We start from the raw sequence: 1,931 nt of genomic DNA on the forward strand, positions 1-1,931 counted from the left end.
TCGCCTCAAAACTGACCGGACATTACTTTTGGTAACTTTTTGTTTGAGAGCCACAGAGAGACGTTGCCAAAGTTTGAATCCTACATCTCTAATGTAACTATGCTCATACCCGCAGCTTTCCGCAATCTCAGCGTAAGTCTTCCCTTCCCAAACTTCACAGAAGACGGTCTCTTGAAGGTTACTGAAGGAGTAATCGGGCAAAATTGTGTCCAAAACAGCTAGGGCTTCGTCTGCCATCATTGACTAGGTTGAAAGCCAACACACCAAACACTAGCTTTACTTTGACATAGAATTGCCAAAATTTTCGTGCAATCAAGCAATTTTTTCCAATTTTTTACGACTCTTACCAGCAAATAGCCCACTGCAATCTAGGTCAAATTCCCGATTTTTTCAGGCAGACAATTTCCAAAGGTCTTCTTTAAAATCAACTCAACGTTCTTTAAGTCTGGTATCCCAAGACGATTGAGTGATGAAAAAACAAGTTTTCGGAGCAGTTTCAGCCCTAGCATTCACCGCATCTGTGCTGCCTATGGCCATCCCTAGTCTGGTACCAGTGGCTCAGGCTCAAGCCGGTTTTGTACCGAATGCTCCCTATGTTGCCAGCGCTGGAATTGCTGGAGCTGCAGGGGATAGGCATTTTATTACCGTTGCTGTGGCTGCGTTTCCAATAAATGCTGTTGTGATTGAATGTACCAATCTGGCTGGTGTTCGCAAAGCAACGGTTACTAATCAATTTGGTGAGAGAGTGGCAGCAACCACAGCAGTTTCTCAGAGTCGTGAAGGTGGTATGGCTCTTACAGTGACCTTGAATAAACCGGTTCAACCAGGCAATGTCCTACGCATCGTGATGGATGGGGTAGAACAAAATCGAGAAGGGGGAGCTATGCTTTATCGAGTGTCTGCTCTGACCGACAATATATCCTATCCTTTTCCTGTAGGTACGGCAATGTTGCTGGAGCCGGTCTTGAATGACTAGAGTCCATAGGGTTCAAGCTTGAATGTAAGCATTCAGCTATCAGCTATCAGCTATCAGCTATCAGCTATCAGCTAAAGGCCTTTGGCCACGCTACGCGAACAGCTAATGCGCGTAGCGCAATCAGTACTTTTGAATAAAATAAGCTGACGGCTGACTGCTGACTGCTTACAGTTGAAGGTTTTTTTGTTAAAGATTGTGTGCTGATACCTTGCAGCATTAGTACTTTTATGATAAATTATGCCTCGATTTTGATGACCTATTCCCTGTTTCTTTAACTCAAGTTCCTTGATCCAAAGTCCCCGAATTTCTTTGTCTTTCGATATCTGACCCCAGTACTTGAGGATGTTTTCAAAGGAGTTAAGTTACCATCAACCAGATGGACAACTTCAAGGAGAAGTTTTATATGGGAAGCGAAGGTAATCTGATCGATGCAGCTTGGCAAGCCCTGGAAGATTCGATTATCTCTTATCAAGGTAATCCGGTGGGCACAGTAGCGTCGAAAGACCCGGATATGGAAGCCCTGAATTATGACCAGTGCTTTACGCGGGATTTCGCGGTGTCCGCTATGGCATTGCTGATGAGGGGCAAGGCAGAAATTGTGCGCAATTTCCTGATCGAAACCCTAGGGCTTCAAAGCCGTGAAAAGCATATGGATTGCTTTAAGGCGGGTCAAGGATTGATGCCAGCGAGCTTTAAAGTAATACAGAAGAAGGAACAGGAGTATCTAGGGGCGGATTTTGGGGAACATGCGATCGCACGAGTTGCTCCAGTAGATTCTGGCTTATGGTGGTTGCTGATTTTAAGGGCTTATGTCAAGGCAACTGGTGATCAAGCCCTTGCCAATCAGACAAGGTTCCAACGGGGAATCAAATTAATTTTAGATCTGTGTCTTACTAAACGATTTGATCTGTTTCCCACCATGTTGGTTCCCGATGGTGCCTTCATGATTGACCGA

At 44.9% G+C, this 1,931-nt stretch carries 2 protein-coding genes and 1 pseudogene; 2 read left to right on the forward strand and 1 reads right to left on the reverse strand.

Going from position 1 to position 1,931, the window contains the following annotated elements:
• Positions 1-240 (reverse strand): annotated as a pseudogene (locus F6K52_RS35810) (hypothetical protein); the annotation flags it as partial.
• 229 nt (positions 241-469) lie between these two features.
• Between F6K52_RS35810 and F6K52_RS35815 the strand changes: the two are divergent.
• Complete coding sequence (locus F6K52_RS35815) at positions 470-976, forward strand: hypothetical protein (protein WP_293089887.1); 507 nt, start codon at positions 470-472, stop codon at positions 974-976.
• Positions 977-1,379: 403 nt separating this feature from the next.
• Positions 1,380-1,931 (forward strand): glycoside hydrolase 100 family protein (locus F6K52_RS35820; protein ID WP_293089890.1); only part of this gene is annotated, 552 nt, incomplete at its 3' end.

It is taken from the genome of Moorena sp. SIO3H5, from assembly GCF_010692395.1.
Classification (GTDB): Bacteria; Cyanobacteriota; Cyanobacteriia; order Cyanobacteriales; family Coleofasciculaceae; genus Moorena.

Excerpts from the sequence above, each read along its gene's own strand:
- F6K52_RS35815 (WP_293089887.1), top strand. The coding sequence starts at position 470 with ATGAAAAAACAAGTTTTCGGAGCAGTTTCAGCCCTAGCATTCACCGCA.